Consider the following 24,320-nt stretch of genomic DNA (forward strand, 5'->3'; position numbering starts at 1 on the left):
GACTTGTTATACTTGGAAAAAATATAAGAAGCATAATAACAGAAGACGGAAGGAAGTCAGAGTGAAACCCAGTAGATTATCTATTTTGCTATTAAGTGTATTAGGGTCGGCTAACGTATTTGCCGATGTGGATTACAAAATTGATTTAAGCCAACCAGAACATCACCTTGCGAAGGTGAGTGTGACCTTCCCCGAGGCTAAAGCGGGTGAGTTCAATGTCAATCTTCCCGTGTGGCGTACGGGCAAATACCAAGTGTTACCTTTATCTGACGGTGTGCGTTTATTTAGCGCGACCGACGCACGAGGCAACGCGCTGCCATGGAAGCGCACCGCCAGCGGAGAATGGCAAATTGCTCTCGATAAGCCCACCAGCGTGACAGTGAATTATCAGCTCTATGCCAATGAATTAGGTCAACGTGTGCGTCATATCGATGCAACCCACGCCTATTTAGATGCCAGTGGCGTATTTATGTATAGCCCGCAATTTCGAGCCGATGCTGTCGCGGTACAATTAACGGTTCCCGAGAACTGGCAAAGTTATTCGGGTATGTCGTCAGGCAACGCGGCGCATTCCTTTGTGGCGCCTAATTATGATGTGTTGATTGATTCGCCCATCGAAACCGGCGTGAGCACCCACAAAACCTTCAGTACTAATGGTAAAGACTATGAGTTAGTACTGTGGGGCGAAGGCAACTACGATGCCGACAAGGTGGTGAAAGATTTAACCGCGCTGAGTGATCAAGCCAAGGCGATTTGGGATGGTTATCCCTTTGAGCGTTATGTGTATATGGTGCACGCCACTAGCGGTGCGAGTGGCGCAACCGAACATTTGAACTCGACGGTCATCCAACTACCTCGGTTTAGTTTTCGCGAGCGTAAGGACTACCTACGCTTTATCAGCACCGCCTCCCATGAGTTTATTCATACTTGGAACGTTAAAGCCTATCGCCCAGCAGGTTTGGTCCCTTACGATTATCAGCATGAAAACATGACCGAACTTTTGTGGATTGCCGAGGGCTCGACCAGTTATTTCCAAGGTCAGTTACTGCTGCGTGCAGGAGTGATGACGCCTAAGGAGTTTTTAGAAGATCTTGCTAAACGCATTGAGAAGAGTGAGCTGACACCCGGACGCGAAATTCAATCTGTGGCCGAGGCCAGTTTAGGGGAGTGGAGCAGCACGGGTGGTGATTATGCTATTAACCACAGTGTGAATATTTACTCTGAAGGTTATTTAGCCTCGCTGGCGCTGGATTTCTCCCTGCTGACGGACTCGAATCTTGCCCACTCGTACCGCGATGTACACCGTAAACTCTATCAGGATTACCGCGTGCCTAAGGGTTACACTGTGGCCGATGTGCAGCAAATACTGAAGGACTTATCGGGTAAGGATTATGGTCCCTGGTGGCAGAGCCATGTGAATAGTCCGCTGAGTCTTGAGTTTTCAGGCCTGTTGTCTCAGGCAGGTTTAGTGATGTCTTATGGTAAAGACTCTAAAGCTGAACCTTTTACGGGCATGACTTTAAGCAGCGAACATGGCTCTTTAGTACTTTCTCAAGTCTTGCGTAATGGCCCCGCGTGGCAGGCCGGTATCGTGGCAGGGGATGAGATCCTCGCGATTAATGGCTTAAAGGTCACGGCACAAGGTTTTGATAAACGCATCAAAGACTTTAAAGTGGGTGATAAAGTCGAAATCACCTTATTTAACAACGACAAAATCAAGCAAGTGGCGTTAAGCTTAGGTGAGAAACAAAGCGGTAAGCTAGTGCTAAAAGGCGATGCGAAGGCGACTAAGCAGCAAAAAGCCTTCTTTAAAGCCTGGCTTGGCATTGATTGGCCGTTCGATAATAAGGGTGAGCTGCTGACGAAAAGCTAGTTCGTTTGCGATTTGAGTGAGTGGCGGCAATTAAGGTTGGCTTACTTGAATCGCTCCCTCGAATCGCTCCTAATGTATTACTTCAGTCATAGAGACTAAAAGGCGCCGCAGTGAACTAAGTTCAACTGCGGCGCCTTTTTAGTTAATTTCGTTTGATTTAGCTTAAGCTCGGTTGGCGCTTTCGCTAAATATGGCGGTGTTTTATCAGCTTGCTTAAGCGTTAAGCTTGAGTCTCTTCAAGGCCACCTAATACCGAAACCAGTGCGTGCATCAGCGCCACTAACTCACTGCCCATTAAGGCAAAGTCGGCATCGAGACGCGCCATTGGATCTTCATTCCCTAGCTCATCATTACCCGCTCTAAATTCTTCGGAGAATTTTAAGCGTTTTACGCTGGCATCGGATTGCAGCAGTAGCGCAATTGATTGGCCAAAGTGCAGGGCGAGCTTATGCACTTCTTTGCCGGTTTCGAGGTGGGCAAGTACTTCATCTTCTTTCAGATCTTGCTGCTTAAAGCGCACGATACCGCCTTCATCGGCGGCCGATTTCAACTCGGCTTCATCTTGCATTTCAAAGGGTAATGGTGCGCTGCCATCTTTTAACCATTGAGTGAGGTTCGATTCAACTGGCGCTTTAAAGCTTAATGGGATCACAGGCAAGCTGCCTAAGGCCTTACGTAATAAGGCTAATAATTCTTCGGCCTTAGTGGCGCTAGAGCTATCAACGAGGATCATTTCCAGCTCAGGTAAAATCAGCGCGCGAGTTTGGCTGCGACGTGAAAAGGCGCGTGGTAATAGGCTAGTGATGATTTCATCTTTCAGTGCATCTTTTTCTTTTTTGGCGAGCTTACGATTTTCTTCGTCTTCAATTAGCGCCACTTTTTCTTCTAATGATTCTTTAATCACTTGGCCTGGCAGAATTTTTTCTTCTTTAGTGACACAGATAAGGTGACGATTGTTGGCGCTGTGCACTAAGGTGCTGCCTTGTTTACCTAAGGCATTGGAAAAACCAAATTTGCTGACGTCTTGGCTGCCGCACGGGGAAAATGTGAAATCGGCGAGTGCGGTTTCAAGTGCTTCTGTCTCGATGGAAAAAGGTTTATTGAAACGGTAAAGAGTAAGATTTTTAAACCACATAAGATGCGCTCATTGGAAAAATAAAGTCGCAGTTTACGGCATAGTTGCAGCGGGGTAAACCTACCTTAAATCGTTAAATTTTGCCCCGGTTGCAGAATTCATCAAAATGTAACATTGAAAAAAATCTGCCTGTAACCCTTGGTATGTCTCGGTTTTATCTTTGGAAGGGGGTGCGGTTTCGTGGTGGCTGACCCAAGTTGTCACAATTGAAATAAAACTGAAACAGATTCATTGCAAACTTTCGGTCGTTCCAAACCAATAACCAAGACGAACATAACGTCGAAAGGATTAAATGATGAACGTTTTTTGTAAAACTCTACTTGCTTCTGCGCTAGCTTCTGCAACTCTGGCTTCTGCTTATGCCGCTGAGCCACTGACTGTTTATGGTAAGTTGAACGTTACCGCTCAATCAAATGATGAGAAAGGTGATTCTACAACAACTATTCAAAGTAATGCTTCTCGTTTTGGTGTGAAGGGTGATTTCGAACTGTCTAGCTCGCTGGAAGCGTTCTACACAGTTGAGTACGAAGTTGATACTGGCGCTGCAACAAGCGACAACTTCAAAGCCCGTAACCAATTCGTTGGTTTAAAAGGTGCATTTGGTTCTTTCTCTGTTGGTCGTAACGACACTCTGTTAAAGATCTCTCAAGGTAACGTTGACCAGTTCAACGATTTATCAGGTGACTTAAAGAGCCTGTTCAAAGGTGAAAACCGTTTAGGCCAAACTGCAACTTACCTGTCACCTTCTATCGGTGGTTTCGTATTCGGTGCAACTTATGCTGCTGAAGGCGATGCTGACCAACAAGCTCAAGACGGTTTCAGCTTAGCCGCTATGTACGGTGACGCTAAACTGAAAAAATCACCTTTCTACGCTGCTATCGCTTACGATTCTGACGTAAAAGGTTACGAAATCCTGCGTGCATCGGTACAAGGTAAAATCGCTGATTTAACCTTAGGTGGTATGTACCAACAACAGGAACAAACCTACAAAAACGCTTTACCTGTTAACACTGACAGCGTGAACGGTTACCTGTTAAGCGCAGCTTATGATATCAACGCTGTGACATTAAAAGCCCAATACCAAGACATGGAAGACTTAGGTGATTCATGGTCAGTGGGTGCGGACTACAGCTTAGGTAAGCCAACGAAAGTGTTTGCTTTCTATACTAACCGCTCTATGGAAGCGTCTAACGACGATGACAAATACATCGGTGTTGGCTTAGAACACAAGTTCTAATCTCAGCATTAAGGTTGAATTAAGGAGGCTTAGGCCTCCTTTTTTATTGCGATAAACAAACAGTTATATAAACTTAATATGACAATTATCGCGACTATATCGCTTAAGTAGCACGCTAATTCATAAATCTGTAATAAAAATGACTAATAATAGCCGTGTTGACATTCACTGACAGAAAATCACTTATGACTGCAAGGATATTGATAGTAGAAGACGAGTTGGCCATCCGTGAGATGCTGACTTTTGTAATGGAACAGCATGGGTTTACAACCTCTGCGGCGGAAGATTTTGATTCGGCCATTGCGCTGCTAAAGGAGCCTTACCCCGATCTGATTTTGTTGGATTGGATGTTTCCTGGTGGAAGTGGTATTCAATTGGCCAAACGCCTCAAGCAGGATGAGTTTACCCGTCAGATCCCCATTATTATGTTAACCGCTCGCGGTGAAGAGGAAGATAAGGTTAAGGGCCTCGAAGTGGGCGCCGATGACTATATCACTAAACCTTTCTCACCCAAGGAGCTGGTGGCGCGTATCAAGGCTGTGTTGCGCCGTAGCGCACCGACCCGCCTCGAAGAAACCATCGATGTACAAGGATTGTTACTCGACCCCGTGAGCCACAGGGTGAGTGTTGGCGATACCGTGCTCGACATGGGGCCAACGGAATTCCGTTTATTACACTTCTTTATGACACACCCTGAACGTGTTTACAGCCGCGAACAGCTGCTCGATAACGTCTGGGGAACCAATGTGTATGTAGAAGACAGAACCGTCGATGTGCACATCCGTCGCCTGCGTAAAGCGGTCGAAGAGTCGGGTCATGACCGTCTCATTCAAACGGTTCGTGGGGCTGGTTATCGTTTCTCTACACGCATTTAGTGCCAAATAAGAGATAGGCACAGGTTAGCTTTTAAGCTATCTTGTGCTCCTCTTATTTAGCCTGATGTCTGGGTTTACTTATGTTCGACTCTTATTCAGGGTACCGGTTGTTTTCGCGCTTAGCGGTGTTCTTACTGCTTTGTTTGCTAATTGGTTTATTGGTAGGGAAACCCCTCTGGATACTTATCATTGGATTGCTAGGACTGGTGTTCTGGCATTACCGTCAGTTAGCTCGTCTCAATTTTTGGTTATGGCGTGATAGAAAATTAACACCTCCCCAGGGCAGTGGCAGTTGGGAAGGGGTGTTCAACGGCATATACCGTTTGCAGGGTAAAAATCGTCGTCGAGTCGGCCAATTGGCCGCCTTGCTCGGACGTTTTCGCCAAGGCGCCGAGGCCTTGCCCGATGCGGCAGTCGTGCTTGACTCAGAGCACAATATCTTATGGTGTAACAAGTTAGCGCAGCTGATTTTAGGCTTTGTCTGGCCACAGGATAATGGTCAACGGATTGATAACTTGATCCGTCACCCAGATTTTTCCGCTTACCTTAAGGCGGGGAAATATAAAGATCCATTAGAGTTGGCCTCACCCGTCTCGGATAGGCGACTGCTCGAAATTCGTATCATGTCCTATGGTGATAGGCAGCTACTGTTGATCGCCCGTGATATTACGCGGATAAGACAACTCGAAGGCATGCGTAAAGAATTTGTCGCCAATGTGTCACACGAACTGAAAACCCCACTTACTGTATTGCAGGGTTATTTAGAGATGATGCAAAGCATGGCCGAACCCGATTCGATGAACGCCAAACCCTTAGCCTTAATGCAGCAACAGACACGGCGAATGCAGTCGATGGTGGAGCAGCTGTTGGTGTTATCGCGTATCGAAGATGCGGTCGATATTAACCTTGAGAATACGGTGAATATGGCGCAGTTGATGGAGGTCTTGAAGGAAGAGGCCAAGGCACTGGCGCAGGACAAGTACGAACTGAGTTTCCATTGCGAGGCGGGACTCAACTCCCATGGCAATGAGTTACAGCTTAGAAGTGCTTGTTCTAATTTGATTTCGAATGCGATTCGCTACACAGAACCCGGCGGCAAAATTACCGTGCAATGGCGCAGTGTGGCAACTGGAGGCCTCTTTAGTGTGACGGATACGGGCGAGGGAATTGCGCCACAGCATATTAGTCGCTTAACCGAGCGCTTTTATCGCGTCGACAGTGCGCGCTCAAGGCAAACTGGTGGCAGTGGCCTTGGTTTAGCTATTGTGAAACATGCCCTGAGTCACCACCACAGCGAGCTCAATATCAGTAGTGAATTGGGTAAAGGCAGCACCTTTAGCTTTGTTATCCCACACCATTTAATCGTCCGTAAAAAATAACGGCTGCGCAGACTTAATTTATTTTTATATTTAAAACAGGCCATTAGGGCCTGTTTTGTTTTTATCAGTACTGGGTAATGACCTTTTTTACAAAAAAATACGAAAAATGTGTTTTGTCATCTAAGTGTCACATCTTGGACATAGAATTGTCATTGTAGCGATTGATACTGGCTGCGTCTGAAGAAACTTAAGTTAGAAATTAGTTAGCTTATTACTGGAGCACATAATGAAACTGAAAAAGCTTGTCGGCGCGATGACCCTCACAGCCGCTGGTGTATTCTCTGCCACTGCAATGGCATCTGTTGATCAATCTCTGCCAACTTACGAGAAAGCAAGTGGTGTATCAGGCAACCTTTCGTCTGTAGGTTCAGATACTTTAGCCAACATGATGACTCTGTGGGCTGAAGAATTTAAACAGATGTATCCTAACGTCAACATCCAAATTCAAGCTGCTGGTTCTTCTACTGCGCCACCAGCGTTAACCGAAGGTACTTCACAATTCGGTCCAATGAGCCGCAAGATGAAGCCTAACGAAGAAGAAGCCTTCGAAAAGCACTACGGTTATAAGCCAACAGCAGTTCGTGTTGCGATTGACGCTTTAGCGGTATTCGTACACAAAGATAACCCAATCAAAGGGTTAACTGTTGAACAAGTTGACGGCATTTTCTCTTCTACTCACAAGTGTGGTAGCAGCGATATCCAACGTTGGGGCGAGTTAGGTCTTGACGGTAACTGGTCAGCAAAAGACGTACAACTGTACGGTCGTAACTCAGTATCTGGTACTTACGGTTACTTCAAAGAGCACGCTCTGTGTAAAGGTGACTTCAAGGCCAACGTAAACGAGCAACCAGGTTCTGCTTCTGTGGTTCAGTCAGTGTCTCAATCACTGAACGCTATTGGTTACTCTGGTATCGGTTACAAAACTGCTGGCGTGAAAGCCGTTGCCATCGCGAAGAAAGGTAACGAGTTTATCGAAGCGACTGCAGAAAACGCTGCTAACGGTACTTACCCATTATCACGTTACTTATATGTTTACGTGAACAAGCAACCAAACAAAGACTTAGCACCAATGGAAAAAGAATTCATCCGTTACGTGCTGTCTAAGCAAGGTCAGCAAGTGGTAGAAAAAGACGGTTATGTGACTCTGCCTAAGAGCGTAGTTGCTAAAGATTTAGAACAGTTAGGCATCCGCCTCTAATGCTAAATCGCTAAACCATTAAGGGTCTCTTCGGAGGCCCTTTTTGTTTTGGGGCATAAATCAACAACTTGAGTAGGGGGTTATCATTTTGGGGTGATTGCTGACTGGCGCTGACGACTGATAAATGGACATAAAAAAAGCAACCTAATAAGGTTGCTGTAAATTCCAATTCGGAATCCGGGGACGGTCGCGCTAGAAACCATCTAAAGGAGAATGATGATGAACGAAGAAACTCATTGCAAAGATTCGGTTCATAATATCTGACTCAAGGGCGCGAAATTAGTTCAGCAAAAATAGAAAATTTTTGAAAATATTTTTTCTTAGAACCTTTATGTATTGAAAAATATGTAAATTTTATTTTTGCAGCTTAACTAAAGTCGATTCTGGCACGTTATCGACTCAAGCAATGTTACAAAATCCGGATGCGGTAAAGGTTTATTCGATTGCGCAGGAGCAAATCAGCGACCGATAATAGGATTAGCTCATTTACCGATAACAGGTCGCTTAACAGATGCTGCCAGAAAACCAACCAGTCCCTATTGAACCCCAAACCTGGGATCACAACCGAGATTACCATTCCTTTGCTAATAGCGACCAAGTACAGGTCGCGCACTTATCCCTCTCGCTTAAAGTCGATTTTGTGACTCGTCGTTTGCAGGGGAATGCAACGCTGTCGCTGCGCTATCTTGAGTCACAGGTTGGCGAGCTATGGCTCGATAGTCGCGACTTACACATTTTATCGGTCACGACTGAGGATGAAATGGCGCTGGCATTTCATCTTGAAGCGGCTGATGAGATTCTCGGGCAGAAATTAGTCATCCAGTTACCCCAAGATCAGTGTGAGCAAGTTTGCATTCGCTACCACACCTCGCCGGAGGCTGAAGGGCTGCAGTGGCTTACACCTGAACAAACGGCGGGCAAAGCATTACCTTATCTCTTTAGTCAGTCTCAGCCGATTAATGCCCGCAGTTGGATCCCTCTGCAAGATACGCCAAAGGTGCGAATAACCTTCGATGCACACGTTGAGGTGCCAAAGGGGATGCGTGCCGTGATGAGTGCGATGAACGCCCCAGAAACACCGCTCGAGGGGCAATTCCAATTCGAGATGGAAAAGCCCATTCCCACCCATTTGCTGGCTTTAGCGGTGGGCGATTTAGCCTTTCAAGCCATAGGTCCGCGCAGCGGCGTGTATACCGAACCTTGCATGCTCGAGGCCGCGGCAACTGAGTTTGCTGATACCGAGCATATGCTGGATGTGGCGCAATCGCTCTTAGGCCCTTATGCCTGGGGGCGTTATGACATGATCATCTTGCCACCGAGCTTTCCCTTTGGTGGCATGGAAAACCCGCGTCTAGCCTTTTTAACCCCAACCCTGATTGCGGGGGATAAAAGCTTAGTGTCGACGGTCGCCCATGAGTTGGCACACTCGTGGACGGGCAATTTGGTGAGCAATGCCACATGGCGCGATCTCTGGTTGAATGAAGGCTTTACAACCTATTTCACCAATCGAATTGTCGAAGCGGTTTATGGTAAGGAGCAGGCCGAGCTGGAATGGGTCATTGAATTTGGCCGATTAACCGAAGAAATGGCCATGTTACCGCGCCACAGGCAAACGCTGCCCGCGAATGTGCAACAGGCCGATCCTAATTTGGCCTTTAACCGTTTTACCTACGATAAGGCATCGATGTTCGTCCACGAGCTAGAGCATCGCCTCGGTCGCGTCGAGTTCGATAAGTTTCTGTTTGCCTATGTGCAGCACTTTGCCTTTAAGGCGATCACCACAGAAGTGTTTGTCGAATATGCGAAAGTCGCTTTAGTCGAAGCCTATCCCGATAAAATTAGTGAAGCCGAGCTGCTGGAATGGATTTATGGCGAAGGGTTACCGCAAGGTTATGTAGGGCCCACATCACGAAGTTTAGATAAGGTCGATAGCGCCTTGGATGACTTCTTACAGGGCAAAGCGGCCAGCGAGCTTAAGGTTAAGGGCTGGCGAGTCCACCATTGGCAATACTTTTTGACCCAATTGCCCGAAGTGGTGTCGCAGGTACAACTGATGGATTTGGACGATACCTTTAAGTTCACCGAGTCTACTAACGCTGAAATTGCCTGTGATTGGTTTAGGGTCGCTATCCGCAATCATTATGATCCAGTGCTGCCCGCTTTAAGTGCGTATTTACAGCGCATTGGCCGCGGTAAGTTTGTCCGTCCACTTTATGCTGAATTGCAGGTTGCGGGATACCACGCGGAGTTACAACAAATCTATGCTTGTGCGCGGGCGGGATACCATCCTTCGATTCAAGTGCAACTGGATAGAATGCTGAAGGGATAAAATTCAGATAAAAAAATGGCAACCTAAGGTTGCCATAAAAGAATCAAAGTAGGAGACAAAGGAATGCATTGCGCTAGCGTGTATTCGATTGTTTCCCAAAAGGGAGATGATGATGAACGACCAACCAATTCGACTCTATGCAATAACTTGAAACTGTTTCATTGAATTAAACGGCGGGTTTTATCCATTTAATCCTTTGCTAAACTTTTCATTTAGCAATCAATTCTGCATCAAAGCGGATTTGTTAATCCTTACATATAGTCAGACTAAGACCTTTTGATAAAGTTCAGTTGGCGGCTAAAAAATTTTAAATTTATTTTTGGGCTTGCTGACATCAGCAAATTGAGCCGTTGGTGAGTGGCTACATTTATTTTACATATAAAACATAGACATAAAAAAAGGCAACCAATTGGTTGCCTAGTGACCTATTCCTAGGTCAAGGGGGCTGCGCTAGAAGCCCCAGGGAGAATGATGAACATGAAAAAGACATTCGCTGTTCAATATGTTTGAGGGGCTTATAGAATTAAAGTTCCATCGAAAATAAAAAATAACTTAAATTTTTTATTTAATAATAAAATTTCAATGGGATAGCGTGCGGATTATTTTAAAAGCGCTTCTATCTTGTCACTAATTGCCTCTGGTTTTGTGGTTGGCGCGAAACGAGCGACCACTTCGCCCTGACGATTAATTAAGAATTTAGTGAAATTCCACTTAATGCGTTCCGTGCCTAATACGCCCGGTGCTGCTTTTTTGAGGTACTGGTATAAAGGGTGAGTGTGCTCACCGTTTACCTCGATTTTCGAAAACAGCGGAAAGCTCACGCCAAAGTTGAGTTCACAAAAACTTTGAATGCCTTTCTCGTCGGCTTTTTCTTGGGCGCCAAACTGATTGCATGGGAAGCCTAAAACCACCAATCCCTGCGCTTTATATTTTTGATAGAGCGCTTCTAAGCCCTTGTACTGTGGTGTAAAACCGCACTCACTGGCGGTATTCACAATTAAGATCACTTTGCCTTGATATTGCGCCAGTGCCGTTGGATTACCTTGAATGTCGTTTGCGCTGTGGCTATAGATAGTCGATGTCATCATTACCTCCTTAGGTGTGGTGATTAGCATAAATAATAGTTTGATTGTTATCAATTGATTTGTGTGCAATTTATTTTGTGGATTTGCTAATCTTCTTCAATATCAATATAGTTACGCTAATTTTTATCTCAGCAGAAGGGCGTTTATGTGACTGAACATGAAGCCGAATACGAAACAAACACACAGGCCGATGTCGGGCAGGTTGTTCAGCAACTCACTGAAGTTGAAGGTGAAGAACAAGCTGAAGTGTTCAGTGAAATCTTAAATGAAGCTGAGCCTGGCACGGTTGCCTTAGTGCTAGAGTCTTTACCCCTAGACGAGCGTTACGAGCGTTGGCAACAGGTTGAGTTTAGTGACCGTGTGACAGTGCTGAGTTTAATGCGCGCCGATCCGCGTATGGGGATCCTAAAGCAGATGCCCGACAATGAGGTGGATCTGCTGTTCGCGCAGCTCAGTCCTGAGGATTTGATTGAGTGGAGTGATTATCTCCCTGAAAGTTTTACCGACCGCGCCTTGGCACAAATGGGTGAACGCCAGCGGCAGCGCTTCGAGTTGTACGACCAATACTCTGAAAATGAGATTGGTCGTTATACCGATCATCAAATGTTAGTGCTCAGCGATAAGGCGACTGTGGCCCAAGCGCAGCGGTTTTTCAGGCGAATCGAACTCGACTGTAACGACAACTTATTTATCGTCGATGAGGCGGATAAATACCTAGGTACGGTCAGACGTTATGATATTTTCAAGCATGATCCCTCTGAGTTGCTGATTTCACTGTTATCGGAAGACAGTCGCGCTTTAGCTGCGGATACAACGCTACTCGATGCTGCCGAGGCGATAGAACATAGCCGCGAAATTGAGTTACCCGTTATCGATGAGGCTGGGGAGTTGATTGGCCGTGTCACCCTAAGAGCTGCAACAGCCTTAGTGCGTGAGCATTACGAAGCGCAATTAATGGCGACCGCAGGTATGGATGAGTCCGACGACTTATTCGCCCCGATCATCAAAGGTGCGCAGCGCCGCGCAGTGTGGTTAGGGATTAACTTACTTACCGCATTTTTGGCCTCGGCAACCATTGGCTTATTTGAGAACGTCTTATCTCAAGTGGTGGCACTTGCTGTGTTGATGCCGATAGTGGCGTCCATGGGCGGGATTGCGGGGAGTCAGTCGCTCACCTTGATGATCCGCGGTATGGCGATGGGGCAGATCTCTGCGGGTAACTTATTCTCGTTAATGAAGAACGAGTTAGGTATTGGTTTAGTCAATGGTACCCTGTGGGCAATTGTGATTGGACTCGTGGCGGGATGGTGGTTTGCCGACAGCACCATAGGCATAGTGATAGGTTGCGCAATTTTGATCAATATGGCGGTCGCGGCACTGGCCGGGGTGTTTGTCCCTATGGTCTTGCAGCGTTTTAACCAAGATGCGGCGCTCTCTGGCTCAGTGATTTTAACCACAGTGACCGATGTGGTGGGTTTTTTCACTTTCCTCGGCATGGCGACGATACTGTATCTCTAAGTGGATGTTGGTTGTTTAACTCAATTGTATGAATCAAAACGATATTCAATTTGTCCTTTGCCAAAACGCAGCCGAATTAGCGGCTGCGGCGGCATTAATTGATCAACGGGATGACAACGCGCATCCCCTCGACCATCAGGCCTTTGCTCTGTCCCGCGCTGTAATATTGGCGAAAACCCTCGAGGGTGAGATGGTTGGCTGCGCGGCGATTAAGGCGGGGTCTGGCCCCGTAGGGGAGCTAGGCTATCTGGTGGTCTCGCCTTTGTACCGCCGCCGTGGGATAGCCCAAGGGCTTACCCTTAAGCGGATTGAAGTGGCTAAAGCGCAGGGGATAACCCTGTTATTTGCCACCATTAGAGATGAAAACAACGCCAGCCGAGTGAATTTACTCAAGGCCGGATTTCACTTTTGGCGGAATTATTTAAGTATTAGAGGAACGGGGAATACCGTCGGTTGGTATTACTTAGCCCTCGAAGATAAGCTGGATATCGATGGCATAATGCAATCCCTCGTTGGAGATCGGGTTCCAGTAAGTTAAATGTTTCTAAATTGTTTGTTTGGGGTTTTGTTTGTGTTTTTTACCGGTTTTCGTTTGGTTTCAAATTCAAAAATCTTTGCGACTCTCTGCTAAATATGCAGATTTTCTTTTTTTATTCGGTATGATTCGCGCCATTACCCACAGTCATTATTGAGGTGTTTTTATGGCTAAGTTCAGAGTAGCAAGTGTCTTATTATTGAGTGCAGCCGCGCTGCAGGTGAATGCGTCAGAATTTAATCTTGGGTTAAACAACGATGTGGTTTCTACCGAGTTAGAGCTGCAAGTGAATAAAGATGTCAATGCAGTATTAGGATATATTTATTCAGACGATAGCGGTCATATTGCCCAAGGCGCAATGCACATGACCCATGATGCGGGTGTGCATCATTTTGAAGTTGGCGCTAAGTTAAGCCAGTTATGGGCAGATGATGCGCCAAATGGCAGCACAGTGTCAGTGGGTGGTCGTTATGCCTTGGCGTTAGGGCCAAACATCTCTTTGCATGCCGCTGCTTACTATGCGCCATCGGTATTGTCTTTCGGTAATGTCGATGGTCAATACGAATTGGATTCAAAGGTACAGTACCGTGTGAATCCTAATATGGCGTTCTATGTCGGTTACCGTAAGATTGCCTTCGAATATGATCACGCCCGTGATTTTACCTTCGAAGATGGCGTTTACATCGGCGGTAAGTTCCGCTTCTAATCTCACCTTTGAGTGGCCTTTACAGAGGCCACTTCGATGTCAAAGCCGGCCAAGGTTAACTTCGCCGGCTTTTCCATTTGGCTTTCAGTTCGCTGTAGCTTGGCAGGATGGAGGAGAAGATCACCAGTCCTATGCCAATACACACCACAATGCTTAAGTGCTCATCCAAAAACCACCAACCAAACAATGCGGCAAAAATAAGGCCTGTGTATTCCACGGGCGCCATTTGGCTGGCATCGGCACGCCGATAGGCGTGGATGATGAGGTAGGTCATGCCGATATAAAACAGGCCTAAGGTCAAACCAACTTGGGCGACTGGCAGGCTAAAGTCGGCGCCTTCGTACCAGGTTGCCGGTATCAGAAAAACCATGGCAAAGGCATTAGACCAAAAGAGTGTTGAAAAGGGATGCTCATGGGTTGAATATGCCTTCAAAATGAGGCTGTTGGTTGCCGAGGTCATAGCACCAAAAAAGGCTAGACCGATATAGAGGTTAAATTCCGTCGGCTGACTTATCAGCAAAATGCCCGTAAAACCAATAATCCCCGCGACGGTGCGGCGATAACCTATGCGTTCGTTTAAAAAGAAGGCGGACATCAGCAACAGTAACAATGGGGAGGTATAAATGACCGCAGTCACAGTCGCCAGCGGTAAGTGCAGCACCGCTAGCATAAAGATGGCATTGCCTAAGCCTATTAACAGTGCTCGGCTCAAGTGCACCTTGTAAAAGGGGCTTAACTTAAGGTTTCCCTGTAGTCGCCAAACAAAGGGTAATACTAAGAGCGTGGCGAATAATTGGCGATACAGCACCAGTTGAAACACTGGCGCATTCGTTTCAAGCAATTTAACCAATAGGTTACCGCTGGCAATCAACAACTGGGCAGCTAGAATCATCAATAAGGGTGCCATAGGTATCCAAGTTAACGGCTGAAATGGTGGCTAAGCTTTTACGCACTAAGTGAACGACTAAAATATCATCATAAGGTACCCGATTGCCGACTAATTTAGTCTAATCAATTGTAAAAAATAAAATGTAGTCATAAAGTTAACACTCTAAAATGATTTTCTGCCTGGAACTAGACGCTGGTATATAAACCAAGATACCTATGAGCAAAACTAACTTACACAATTTCTGGTGCTTTTTGCTGCTTCTTTGGACATTTAGTCCGTTTGCCTTGAGCGCTGAAATTGCGTTGGATTCCCCCTATTTATTCCACGCCGATAATAAACAACAGCCACCGGCTGATTTTAATCAAGTGACTCAATGGATGAGCCAGCTCGAAGAGGCCAGTTCGGTGAGCCTTGCGGGGGGCGATTATTGGATGGTGTCTCCCGTGATGGTCAACAGTCGCCAAAACCATTGGGTGGTGGATGCCAGTAATTCCATTGTCGAATCGGTCGATTATTGGTTGCTCGGCAGCGATGGTTCAGTGCAGTTTGCCCAGAGTGGTTACTATGCGCCCTATGAGTTTTTATTCGATTATGGCCGTAAAGTTAAGCTCAATATGGGGACGGATTATTGGTTAGTGACTCGGCTGAGCAGCCGATATTTCTCATCAGCCCCTGAGCTGGCTATTGAGTCGGAAGAAGTACACCAACTGACCACGGACCGCATGGCCTTGGCCATAATGATTTGTTTAGGTGGATTGTTTTTTATTGCGCTGTACAATTTGCTGATTTATATCTCTATTTTTGATAAAGCCTTTCTATATTACGGCCTGTATGTGTTGACCTATTTTGGTGGTTGGGCCTTGACCTTCCATTTACCGGCGCACCTATTCAACTTTCATCAGCTTGAGTTGCATCATCTGTTTTTTATCAGTTTGCCGATATTTAACATTCTGTTCTACAAACACTTCTTACAGCTTCCCAGCTATTCGCCGCGATTATGGCGCCTTAGCAAGTACCTGTTAATCGCCTGCATTTTAGCCCTGCCAACCAGTGTGTTGTTATTGTCCTATACCGCGATTATTGCTTCGGTATTAATCATGCTGTGGATTGCACTGGCCATTACTTGCGGCAATGTCTGTTTAATGAAAGGTTTTGCGCCTGCCCGTTATTTTATTATGGCTTTTAGCTGTTTATTGCTGCCAGCGTTAATTATTCTTCCGGGCAATATGGGGATCACCCCCGATTTTATCGAACATGCCGAGTTTGCCACGCTGCTGGGCGGCACAGTGGATGCTCTGTTGTTATCCCTCGCCTTAGCGAACAAGCTTAAACTGCTATCCGAGGAACGTAAGGCGCATATCGAAGAGTTAGGAATCGCTTGGGAAAAGGCCAGGCTCGATGGTTTAACCCGAGTGGGTAATCGCTATGCCTTTGATGAGTTTATGAATTCACAATTGGCTTTTGGCAATAAAGTGGTTCAGCCAATGGCTTTGGTGTTACTCAATGTCGACAGCCTTAAAATGGTGAACGATACCTTAGGCCATCAAGAGGGCGACCGTTTACTGCAACGCTTAGTACAGGTTTTGCAGGCGACTAATATTGCTCACCTTAAAATTTATCGGATCAGTGGCGATGAGTTTGTGCTGATCCTGCCCGCAAATGGTATGGCAACCTTAACGACCTGCTTGAGGGGGTTAACGACGCAATTTGCCGCTGAGGGCTTAAAGGATTGCCAGTTTAGTTTTGGTTTCGCCATTAATACCGATGTGGCCGAGCCCCACGAGTGGCTTCGCAGCGCCGATAGCAGTTTGTATCAGTCGCGGATGGAAAAGCGCCGTCAGGAATACGCCGATACCCGCGCGGGCGAGATTGTCTCGATTTAGAGTCTCTATTTAAAAGAGCCTCCATTTAATCGAGCGCCTCTTTAAATTTGAACACATACAAATAGTTGGATAAAAAGGGGCTGCATAATGCAGCCCCTTGGTATTTAGGCGAAGTCTTTTTCGCCTTTGATAATGGCCGGATGGCCGCAGATGGCTTTGGCAGTATGCATTCCCGCCATCGTTGCTGCCTCCACACAACTGGCGTTGAGCCCGGTTTTAATCCAATCTCCCGTCATATACAGATTGTCGATGCCCGTACCATCCGTGGTGATCCGATATTGAGAGCTGCTTTTCACTGACAGAACATAACGCTCAGAAGGATCCACATTGGCGCGCCAATATTGGCTATCGAATCGCGCCTCGCCTTGGCGCTGCTGTTCATCGTGCAACCATTCCCAAGGGAAGGTATCGCCAACCTGCTGCCACAGCTTATGAATTTCCGTATTGAGTTGATTGATGGCGCCAGCCTTGGCTTCGGCGGTTTTGCGCTGTTGAAAACCGATATCCGTACGCGGAGGATAAGCATCCACTGGCAACGCCGAGCAGAAATAACTGGCATTTTTAGGCTCTAGGCCGCGCCAGTCTTCTTTATCGAGCAATTGGTCCATCGATGCCCACGTATCGAAGGGCTCGGTAAAGCCGGATAAGACGGGCTGCTCGCCATCCTCTGAATAATTGGGCCAACCTATACCATTAAGATCTTGATTCATCCACAGTTGATAGGCTTGGGTCGTGACTGTCTGCACTTTATCGACACAGGTTTTGAGCGCCGGACTCTGCGCAACGACCTCACTCGCTACATGGGGGACCGATCCTAATGACAGACCAAAAATCACTTTGTCGAAGTCCACGCCTTTTTGCAGACGTTTTTTCGGTAGTGCCTGACCAAATTGCGCCTCGTACAGATTGTCCCAATCGCTCCAGAAGTGCTCAAGATTAATATCATGGGCTTTTAGCAATGCGGCTTGATCAGGCTCTAGCTGGTCGTAATTGGGCGTGCTGGGCCAGCAGGCTAAGCCTTTGACATCCACGAGTGGATTGTAGTCTTTAACCGACGGTGCCAGTGCGACTTGCTCAGTGATTTCAATCGCTTGAATGCTGTTGTCGCGACATTCTAAATTATCAACCCGATTGAAGAAGTGGAAGTTAACCCCGCGCCGTTTCAGCACTTCATAGTAGGGGGTAAAGACCACATCGCCCATACCCGCCTGCATTTTCCACATGACTCCGCCTTGATAACACAGGGCGATACGCAGCATGGAGCGAATAATAGTCCCCGCTTCGACATTAGGTTTATCGAAGTTGCCTTTTTCGTAGGCAAACACCAGATCATAAAAACCGCGTACTGGCGCACTGTCGACCGTGTATTTTTGGCTGGCGCCGTGTTTGGTTAACCATTCGCGGTAATCATAGTCGTTGATGGCGTCGAAACCCTTTTCAAACACATCATCGGCAAACATCCCTTTTAAGATGGTTAAGCCTAAGTCGACGGCGATATACAGATGGCGTAACTCGTCGTTAGTGTCTAAATGGTTGCTAAAGCGTTTAACCAACCTTTGGTGCAGGGCATCGACGGCGGATTCGACCAAACCATCGTCACTCTCGCTGTGGACATGCTCATCGCATTCGCGGCCAATCATTTGATTAAAATGGCATTCGAGCTTGTCACCTAGGGCGTCTAGGGATTCCATCGCATCATCGACCGAATCCTCTAACTTATCCTTCAGCCGTTCAAACCAGCTGATATCGAGCCAGTTTTTCGGCGTCGCCATGGCTTTTTCATCGGCTTCCAGCAGGGAGTCCATGTCCTTTAACCATTCTTTTATCCAAGCAAAGGCGGCCTTAACTACCTTCCAGAAGGTTAATGTTTCGGTGCCATCTCCAGGGATCCCTGGGAGTGTGGGGAAGGTGATTGGCCAGCTAACGGAGCGACCATTAATTTCTTCCTGCAGCACAATAAAATTATGGGGTTTAAAGGCATCGAAGAAGGTCGCTAGCGGCGCTTCGGGCGGGCGGTCTAATTCTTCATAGGCTTTACGCATCAAGGCGCAGGCATTTTGATAAAAACCAAACCAGATATGCAGGCCGTGCTCTTCAATCCGTTGTCCCATAGCGGCATTACGGCCACTTGCGCCCTTGCCGCCGATTCGCCAGCCTAATTGATAGACATCAATCTCATATTGATTCTGCCAGCCGGGCCTGTCGGTGAGATAACAGGCAGCGGTCATGGCGGCGACACCTCCGCCGAGAATGGCAATTTTTTGTTTTTTGATTTCAGAGTTATCGACCAGCACTTCGCCAGGCGGTACTTCAAAATCAAAGTTCACATGGTAGGGCAGTAATACATGTTGCTCGCCAACCTCGACGCCTAGGGTCTCTTTGAGTGGGAAGCTGGCGTTATCAAAAATGGTGGCGACAAAGTCATTTTCCAACAGGGCAACACTGTGTACTTTATTGACCTGTGCGGGCGCCGCCGTAATCGCCTGATAAACTGCTTTTTTGCCTGACGCATCTGGAAACTGCTTTAAAAACACTTGGTCGATAGCGGGCTTAAACAGCAAGTGAAACAGTTGCTCCTCACCTAGTTTATCCAGCTCTGGAATAAAATCCGTTTGTTCTTTAAAGAGTTGCCAGGTTTGGGCTATGGCTTCTAACGTGGTGAGCTGCGCCTCGGGCTTGGCATTGCAATTCACTTCAATCAGCGGGTGCATGGCAAGTTCAGTGTCAGGACTAAAGTGTAAAAAGCTCTTTGTTGTCAAGGAGAGGCGGGTTAATGGCTCACCGACCGCGGGCATAGTGTATTCACACAAATACTTGGGATAACCGAACAACTCGCGGCCATTGATCAGGGCCATCGCATCATTTACCCAAATGTGCAGCGGCTGAAAATACACATGGCTGATGGATGCGCTGTTGCTATTGTCTTGGCGACCGACCATGACCCAAGTGATGATGTCGGTTTCTTGGATCCAACCTTTGGCTCTGTCGGTCGGGTCCTCTGAATAGGCTTTCTCGATTTGGGTAAAGGTTGTCAGTACATAGGGCGACAGCACTTTAAAGTACATGGCGCTTCCGGCGACTTGATTGAGCGTTTTATCAATGGAGCGCTGCAGATTGGCGAGTTTTCCCTTGAGAAAAAAGCCGTACATATCGGCTTTATTCAACACTAAGGGCGAGTGCATCAACATACTGCCAGGGGGATAGATAAAATCGGGGCGTTGTTTTTCCATGGGATCATCCTTTAAACCCGTTAAGATGTGTCAGGTGGTTTGGTCAATAAAGGGCGTAAATAAACCCTAAAGAGCATAGGGTAAATCAGCTCATTAGCCTATTGATTTTACAATTGAATCAAAACAGAGAAGAGGGGAAACGCTTGGACTAACTAGCAAGTTGGAGGTTATCCAACTTGCTCGGATTTGACTGGCTTATTAAAGCGCGAATTTGCTAAGGCAAACGGGTAGTTTATCGGTTACTTCGATTTATGCTGATAGAAATCCACCTCTGCATCATCTGAATAACGGCGCTTAGTGTCCCTGCGACGTTGTTTTACGCGTTTGTTTTTTTGCTTACCTTTGACGTTATCGCCCCATGGCGCATCATCGTCGTCAAATTCATAGGAGTGTGACATGGTCAAAATTCCAAAAATACCTGTGCCATTCTCAGCACTCGATCTTTTTACCCAAAGGCGAGATTAAGCTAAAGCGAAATATTTCATCACTGATGGTGAAAAGTTTTGTCCAAGAAGGGGGGATACGTCTCAATGGAATTGGGTTGGCGATTTTACCCCGCATCCTAGGGGTTATCTTGATGATTATTAAATGAATAAGATAAAAAGCGCATTGAGATTGTGCGAAGGCAAAAAGAATGGCACTCAGGATATGAGTGCCAAGTTTTGATAAAAAATAAGGAGTTAGTGCTAGTGATTGCGCTGCATGCGCGCCACAAACATTCCATCTGTATTGGCTTCGAAGGGCCACACGGTCAACATTTCTGTTTGTTCGCCAGTAAAGGGGTGGCGGATCGGCACTAAGCTGAACTCGGGATGTTGTTGTAAAAAGGCGGAAACTACTTGCTCATTTTCAACGGGTGATAATGAGCAAGTGGCATAGACTAAGCTTCCGCCCAGTTTTACCGCCTTGCTGCTGCGGCTTAAAATATCCAGTTGGAGTGCTGCTTTATCAGTGACGGCATCGAGGCTATCGAGCCAGCGCATATCGGGATTGCGGCGCCATGTGCCCGTGCAGCTACAGGGGGCGTCGACTAATACCCCATCAAAATGGTTGGCGTCGACCGGCAGTGCATCACTGCGCCAGCGCGCAATGCTGATACCATCAAACTTTGCTCGTTGGGCACGTTTGCTGAGTTCTTCTAAGGCGTGGGCGCGAATATCCGATGAGACTATGCTGCCCACGAATGGATTGTGCTTAGCCGTGGCCGTTTGCATCAGTGATCGCAATTGCAGGGTTTTTCCGCCTGCGCCACTGCAGGTATCCCACCAGTGTTGCCAAGGCTCTGGTGCGCATATTTGACCTATCACTTGCGAGGCTAAATCCTGGATCTCGATTTTGCCTTCTTTATAGAGTGATATTTCATTGAGATTCATGCTCTTAGTGCCAAGGTTGATAGCATCTTCAAAATAGAGGCTGACGCTTGCATCTATCTCAAGTGCTTGCAGTTGTTTGACTGCTGTTTGGCTGTTGATTCCCTGCGTGCGTCCCCAAATTGGTGGGCGGCTAGACATGGCTTCGATGAGATTTGGACGCAGCTCTGGGGCAATTGGGCATACCTGCCAAAACCATTCGGGTAATAAATCTGTGAGTTCAAAGGACGCTTCTGGAAATTGCTGCCGTACCAGTGCCAATTTATCCGTTAAGCTGCTAACGCTAAGGGACTGAAGTTGTTGATAATCAACCGGCGATTGGGCGAGCTCATGCCAGGCACTGGCGATATCCTGCCATGGATGGGCTTCGATTAAGGCACTCGCGCTGAGCATGGCAAAAAATTGTGGCGCCTGTTGATGATCGCCTGTGGCTTTAAACCAGCCCCACCAACGGAACAGGCTAAATAAGGATTCGCGGATCACTTTGCGATCCTTAGAACCGTGCTTTTTATGTTCCCTAAAGTAGTTCGCGAGAACTCGGTCGGCGGGTTGCTTGGTATTTAAAATCTCATCGAACAATAACTTAATGGTATTGGCATAACTTAATCCGCGTTTTTGCGCGAGGGTTTGCGGTTCGATATTCACTGTAGATGCCATGATTGCTGATGATAAGCCGTTTGGATTGCCCATAAAGTTAGCCTGAAAAGGGGCTCGGCCGAGTGATGTGCATCCGATGGGATGAATATGGCCAAGCAAATCAATAAGTGGCGCAGAGTGTAGCAGTTTTACGTATCGCTAGCAGTAAAAAAGCCCCAATGCTGAGTTGGGGCTTGATGGGGAAAACGAATGCGCGAGAGGATAGGATGACCTACTTAGTCACCATCTTCTGGATTTGTTTAGCACGCTCTTCGTCACTCAAGACCGAAGGCGGCGGTGTGACTATGCCTTTTTGGCAAGCGGGTCTTAGGGCTAACTCATCTAACCAACGTTGTAAGTGAGTGAGTCCTTCCATGTTGATGCCGCTCCATTCATGGATGCGCACCCAAGGCCAAGTCGCGATATCGGCAATGGTGTACTCATCACCGGCTAGATACTGATGCTTGGCTAACTGGGTGTTCATTACCTCAAACAAACGTCGACCTTCTTTTTGGTAACGTTCAATAGCCGCAGGGATTTTTTCGGGGAAGTAACGGTAAAACACGTTAGCTTGACCCATCATTGGGCCAACACCGCTCATTTGGAACATCAGCCATTGAATGACCTGTGAGCGTTTTTTTGGATCGGCAGGCAAAAACTTACCCGTTTTTTCAGCCAGATACAGAAGAATCGCACCGGACTCGAACACCACAAAGTCATCGTTATCTCGGTCGATAATGGCTGGAATACGGCCATTAGGGTTAATGGCCAGAAACTCAGGCTGTTTCTGTTCGTTAGTGTTGAAATCTAATTTATGCACTCGATAGTCGAGACCCATTTCTTCGAGCGCGATGGAAATTTTAAAACCGTTCGGGGTCGCGGCGGTATATAAATCAATCATAGTTATCCCTTAAGTCTTAACTGGTTAGTGCTTAACTTGGCTGCCCAACAGGGCATCGCTGTCAGTTTTTCGGGGTAAGCGACACTATCGCAGGCCGCTGGGCCACTGTCGCAAACCAAGCCTGAATATGGGGCAGAGTGTCATCCACCAGAATATCTAAGTTTTTAATAAAGCTAATAAAAACGTATGCAGAAATGTCGGCAATCGTAAAGTTATCGCCCGCAACATAACTTGATTTGGCTAATTGTTGGTCTAAGGTCGGTAGGAAGTCAATGACCCGTTGGCGTGATTCTGCGCCCCAGGCTTCGACACAATTTTCCCTGTCTTTGTAGATACCCGTTAGATTTCTAAAGGCTTGAAAACCTGCTGTAAAACCTTGTAACTCAATAATACGTTGCCACATTTCCACTTTAGCGCGCTCTAGCGGCGTGTTGCCAAATAAGGAAGTGTCACTCGGATAGATCTCGTCGAGATAACGGCAAATAGCGACGGATTCACAGATATGGTTGCCATCATCGAGTTCGAGCAGGGGAATGCGGCCGTTGACACTTTTGGCTTTGAATTCAGGGTTAAGGTTTTCACCGCCGCGAATGTCCACACTCACACGTGGAATGTCGATGCCTTTTTCTGCGAGGAAAATACTCACGCGTCTTGCGCTTGGCGTTGGTGCTAATTCATAAAGCTTCATGCTCTTTCCTTCTGTTAATCTGTAAGTTTGCCTAAATAGGGCTTTAACGGAACGATCGGTTAGGATAGAATTTACGCCATATCTAAACGGTCAGTCAAGAATGTTTTTGCCCTATGATATTCCGTTTAATGCAGGCATCAATGTAGGTTTGGATCATGGCACGCAGTTGTAATTTTGATAGACAAGAAAAGCTCGTTCAGGCGATGGAGCTGTTTTGGCGAAAGGGATTTGCCGAGACCTCGATTGCTGATCTGGTCGAACACTTAGGGATTAATCGCTTCAGCTTGTATAACAGTTTTGGTGATAAGCAGAGTTTGTATCGCGAATCCCTGCGCTTTTATCTCGACCATTATTCCTTTGGCGCGAAGGAGCAAATCCTGCACGCACAGGCAGGGCTGAGTGAAATCTTGACCTATTTAGCACGATTTGTGGCCTTGCAGCGTGAGCAAGAGTATGGCTGCTTTATGCAGAATGCGGTGATGGAAAAATGCCTCGACGATGACTGCGTACAGCAGGAGTGCCAGCGCTTATTTGCCCAGTTACAGAGTAATTTCGCCGATGTATTAGGCTACAGCCAGCGACAGGGAGAGTTGTCTCAATCGGTTCAACCTGAGTCGCTCGCGGCATTTTTAGTGCTTCAATTACAAGGGATTAGAGTGTTAGGCAAGGCGAAGGAATACGCACTGTTGGATAACGCATTTGAGGTATTAAGTGAATACCTTAAGAGTCTCGCGTTGACGCCCCTAAAGCCCGTCGATGTGAAATAGGATGTAGGCTAAACCGATAAGCATAAGACCAAGTCAATGCTTGGTCTCGTTAGCCGCAAAACCAATGTAAAAACTAATGCAAAACT

19 protein-coding genes are annotated in these 24,320 nt (G+C 46.8%); 11 read left to right on the top strand and 8 right to left on the bottom strand.

Annotation, left to right across the window (positions count from 1 at the left end):
- The first annotated feature begins 61 nt into the window (after positions 1-61).
- Complete coding sequence (locus L2713_RS02505; protein ID WP_248966798.1) at positions 62-1,873, top strand: M61 family metallopeptidase; 1,812 nt, start codon at positions 62-64, stop codon at positions 1,871-1,873.
- Positions 1,874-2,093: 220 nt separating this feature from the next.
- Here L2713_RS02505 and rdgC read toward each other — a convergent pair whose 3' ends face one another.
- Positions 2,094-3,008, bottom strand: a complete 915-nt coding sequence (gene rdgC, locus L2713_RS02510; RefSeq protein WP_248966799.1) for a recombination-associated protein RdgC — start codon at positions 3,006-3,008, stop codon at positions 2,094-2,096.
- Between the two features lie 292 nt (positions 3,009-3,300).
- Between rdgC and L2713_RS02515 the strand changes: the two genes are divergently transcribed.
- The 5 genes from L2713_RS02515 to L2713_RS02535 all read left to right on the top strand — a co-directional run bounded on the left by L2713_RS02515 (position 3,301) and on the right by L2713_RS02535 (position 10,026).
- Complete coding sequence (locus tag L2713_RS02515) at positions 3,301-4,245, top strand: porin (RefSeq protein ID WP_164717875.1); 945 nt, start codon at positions 3,301-3,303, stop codon at positions 4,243-4,245.
- 185 nt (positions 4,246-4,430) lie between these two features.
- Positions 4,431-5,120 (top strand): phosphate regulon transcriptional regulator PhoB, encoded by a 690-nt coding sequence (gene phoB, locus L2713_RS02520; protein WP_011623460.1) that lies wholly within the window; start codon positions 4,431-4,433, stop codon positions 5,118-5,120.
- An 80-nt stretch (positions 5,121-5,200) separates the two neighbouring features.
- A complete protein-coding gene (gene phoR / locus L2713_RS02525; RefSeq protein WP_089067354.1) occupies positions 5,201-6,499 on the top strand; it encodes a phosphate regulon sensor histidine kinase PhoR in 1,299 nt (432 codons plus the stop codon).
- 226 nt (positions 6,500-6,725) lie between these two features.
- Positions 6,726-7,697, top strand: coding sequence for a PstS family phosphate ABC transporter substrate-binding protein (locus tag L2713_RS02530; RefSeq protein ID WP_011626766.1), 972 nt, complete (start codon positions 6,726-6,728; stop codon positions 7,695-7,697).
- 511 nt (positions 7,698-8,208) lie between these two features.
- Positions 8,209-10,026 carry a M1 family metallopeptidase gene (locus L2713_RS02535; protein ID WP_248966800.1) on the top strand — a complete coding sequence of 606 codons (1,818 nt, stop codon included), beginning with the start codon at positions 8,209-8,211 and terminating at the stop codon, positions 10,024-10,026.
- A gap of 599 nt (positions 10,027-10,625) precedes the next feature.
- On the opposite strand, the gene L2713_RS02540 is transcribed toward L2713_RS02535, so the two are convergent.
- Entirely contained in the window at positions 10,626-11,111 is a 486-nt protein-coding gene (locus tag L2713_RS02540; RefSeq protein WP_011626764.1) for a glutathione peroxidase, read from the bottom strand.
- Positions 11,112-11,258: 147 nt separating this feature from the next.
- On the opposite strand from L2713_RS02540, the gene L2713_RS02545 reads away from it, so the two are divergent.
- The 3 genes from L2713_RS02545 to L2713_RS02555 all read left to right on the top strand — a co-directional run bounded on the left by L2713_RS02545 (position 11,259) and on the right by L2713_RS02555 (position 13,870).
- A complete protein-coding gene (locus L2713_RS02545) occupies positions 11,259-12,629 on the top strand; it encodes a magnesium transporter (protein ID WP_089067358.1) in 1,371 nt (456 codons plus the stop codon).
- Positions 12,630-12,657: 28 nt separating this feature from the next.
- Positions 12,658-13,167: a GNAT family N-acetyltransferase gene (locus tag L2713_RS02550; RefSeq protein ID WP_248966802.1), complete on the top strand. Its 510-nt coding sequence runs from the start codon at positions 12,658-12,660 to the stop codon at positions 13,165-13,167.
- A 163-nt stretch (positions 13,168-13,330) separates the two neighbouring features.
- Entirely contained in the window at positions 13,331-13,870 is a 540-nt protein-coding gene (locus L2713_RS02555) for a YfaZ family protein (RefSeq protein WP_011626761.1), read from the top strand.
- 55 nt (positions 13,871-13,925) lie between these two features.
- Here L2713_RS02555 and L2713_RS02560 read toward each other — a convergent pair whose 3' ends face one another.
- Positions 13,926-14,777, bottom strand: coding sequence for a DMT family transporter (locus L2713_RS02560; RefSeq protein ID WP_011717739.1), 852 nt, complete (start codon positions 14,775-14,777; stop codon positions 13,926-13,928).
- A 197-nt stretch (positions 14,778-14,974) separates the two neighbouring features.
- Here L2713_RS02560 and L2713_RS02565 point away from each other — a divergent pair, with 197 nt between their 5' ends.
- Complete coding sequence (locus tag L2713_RS02565) at positions 14,975-16,642, top strand: diguanylate cyclase (protein WP_248966803.1); 1,668 nt, start codon at positions 14,975-14,977, stop codon at positions 16,640-16,642.
- Between the two features lie 104 nt (positions 16,643-16,746).
- Here the strand turns inward: L2713_RS02565 and L2713_RS02570 are convergent, their stop codons facing one another.
- The 5 genes from L2713_RS02570 to L2713_RS02590 form a co-directional block, all read right to left on the bottom strand.
- Positions 16,747-19,872 carry an NAD(P)-binding protein gene (locus tag L2713_RS02570; RefSeq protein WP_248966805.1) on the bottom strand — a complete coding sequence of 1,042 codons (3,126 nt, stop codon included), beginning with the start codon at positions 19,870-19,872 and terminating at the stop codon, positions 16,747-16,749.
- 239 nt (positions 19,873-20,111) lie between these two features.
- Positions 20,112-20,270, bottom strand: coding sequence for a hypothetical protein (locus tag L2713_RS02575; protein ID WP_011626757.1), 159 nt, complete (start codon positions 20,268-20,270; stop codon positions 20,112-20,114).
- A 288-nt stretch (positions 20,271-20,558) separates the two neighbouring features.
- Positions 20,559-21,932, bottom strand: a complete 1,374-nt coding sequence (locus L2713_RS02580) for an RsmB/NOP family class I SAM-dependent RNA methyltransferase (RefSeq protein WP_248966807.1) — start codon at positions 21,930-21,932, stop codon at positions 20,559-20,561.
- A 178-nt stretch (positions 21,933-22,110) separates the two neighbouring features.
- A complete protein-coding gene (locus tag L2713_RS02585; RefSeq protein WP_248966809.1) occupies positions 22,111-22,779 on the bottom strand; it encodes a glutathione S-transferase family protein in 669 nt (222 codons plus the stop codon).
- A 61-nt stretch (positions 22,780-22,840) separates the two neighbouring features.
- Complete coding sequence (locus L2713_RS02590; RefSeq protein WP_011623446.1) at positions 22,841-23,467, bottom strand: glutathione S-transferase; 627 nt, start codon at positions 23,465-23,467, stop codon at positions 22,841-22,843.
- 155 nt (positions 23,468-23,622) lie between these two features.
- On the opposite strand from L2713_RS02590, the gene L2713_RS02595 reads away from it, so the two are divergent.
- A complete protein-coding gene (locus L2713_RS02595; protein WP_089067368.1) occupies positions 23,623-24,234 on the top strand; it encodes a TetR/AcrR family transcriptional regulator in 612 nt (203 codons plus the stop codon).
- The last annotated feature ends 86 nt before the right edge of the window (positions 24,235-24,320 follow it).

This window comes from Shewanella seohaensis (assembly GCF_023283775.1).
In the GTDB taxonomy this organism is placed as follows: Bacteria; Pseudomonadota; Gammaproteobacteria; order Enterobacterales; family Shewanellaceae; genus Shewanella; species Shewanella seohaensis.

Bases quoted from the DNA above. Each gene is read 5' to 3' on its own strand.
- rdgC (WP_248966799.1), bottom strand. From the start codon at position 3,008: ATGTGGTTTAAAAATCTTACTCTTTACCGTTTCAATAAACCTTTTTCC.
- L2713_RS02515 (WP_164717875.1), top strand. From the start codon at position 3,301: ATGATGAACGTTTTTTGTAAAACTCTACTTGCTTCTGCGCTAGCTTCT.
- phoB (WP_011623460.1), top strand. From the start codon at position 4,431: ATGACTGCAAGGATATTGATAGTAGAAGACGAGTTGGCCATCCGTGAG.
- phoR (WP_089067354.1), top strand. From the start codon at position 5,201: ATGTTCGACTCTTATTCAGGGTACCGGTTGTTTTCGCGCTTAGCGGTG.
- L2713_RS02530 (WP_011626766.1), top strand. From the start codon at position 6,726: ATGAAACTGAAAAAGCTTGTCGGCGCGATGACCCTCACAGCCGCTGGT.
- L2713_RS02535 (WP_248966800.1), top strand. From the start codon at position 8,209: ATGCTGCCAGAAAACCAACCAGTCCCTATTGAACCCCAAACCTGGGAT.
- L2713_RS02540 (WP_011626764.1), bottom strand. From the start codon at position 11,111: ATGACATCGACTATCTATAGCCACAGCGCAAACGACATTCAAGGTAAT.
- L2713_RS02550 (WP_248966802.1), top strand. From the start codon at position 12,658: ATGAATCAAAACGATATTCAATTTGTCCTTTGCCAAAACGCAGCCGAA.
- L2713_RS02555 (WP_011626761.1), top strand. From the start codon at position 13,331: ATGGCTAAGTTCAGAGTAGCAAGTGTCTTATTATTGAGTGCAGCCGCG.
- L2713_RS02560 (WP_011717739.1), bottom strand. From the start codon at position 14,777: ATGGCACCCTTATTGATGATTCTAGCTGCCCAGTTGTTGATTGCCAGC.
- L2713_RS02565 (WP_248966803.1), top strand. From the start codon at position 14,975: ATGAGCAAAACTAACTTACACAATTTCTGGTGCTTTTTGCTGCTTCTT.
- L2713_RS02570 (WP_248966805.1), bottom strand. From the start codon at position 19,872: ATGGAAAAACAACGCCCCGATTTTATCTATCCCCCTGGCAGTATGTTG.
- L2713_RS02575 (WP_011626757.1), bottom strand. From the start codon at position 20,270: ATGTCACACTCCTATGAATTTGACGACGATGATGCGCCATGGGGCGAT.
- L2713_RS02580 (WP_248966807.1), bottom strand. From the start codon at position 21,932: ATGGGCAATCCAAACGGCTTATCATCAGCAATCATGGCATCTACAGTG.
- L2713_RS02585 (WP_248966809.1), bottom strand. From the start codon at position 22,779: ATGATTGATTTATATACCGCCGCGACCCCGAACGGTTTTAAAATTTCC.
- L2713_RS02590 (WP_011623446.1), bottom strand. From the start codon at position 23,467: ATGAAGCTTTATGAATTAGCACCAACGCCAAGCGCAAGACGCGTGAGT.
- L2713_RS02595 (WP_089067368.1), top strand. From the start codon at position 23,623: ATGGCACGCAGTTGTAATTTTGATAGACAAGAAAAGCTCGTTCAGGCG.